This is a genomic window from Bacillus sp. HY001 (assembly GCF_007558965.1).
GTDB classification, from domain to species: domain Bacteria; phylum Bacillota; class Bacilli; order Bacillales; family Bacillaceae_G; genus Bacillus_A; species Bacillus_A mobilis.
Window position 1 is genome coordinate 1 of the sequence record NZ_VLTE01000311.1, and the last position, 259, is coordinate 259.

Annotated in this window: 1 protein-coding gene; it reads left to right on the forward strand. The window is 35.5% G+C overall.

All coding sequences use genetic code 11. From position 1 onward, the window contains the following. On the forward strand, positions 1–194 hold a 194-nt coding region (locus FOT98_RS31495), incomplete at its 5' end, for a cytochrome P450 (protein WP_144291275.1). Between the last annotated feature and the right edge of the window lie 65 nt (positions 195–259).

Here is a 259-nt window from a genome sequence, read left to right on the forward strand (position 1 = left end):
AGAATAATCATTTAGCCTTTGGAGCTGGTATACATCACTGTTTGGGAGCTCCATTAGCGCGACTAGAAGGACAAATTGCATTAGGCACTTTGCTACAGTGGCTTCCTAACCTTTGCCTAGCAATCAAACCGGATCAATTAAATTATAATCATAGTAAAATGCGTTCTCTTGTTAATCTGCCAGTTGTTTTCTGACCTATAATTACAATGGGGTTAAGCTGTTTTGGTTTTTTTGTTGAAAAAAATTGTTATATTGAAAT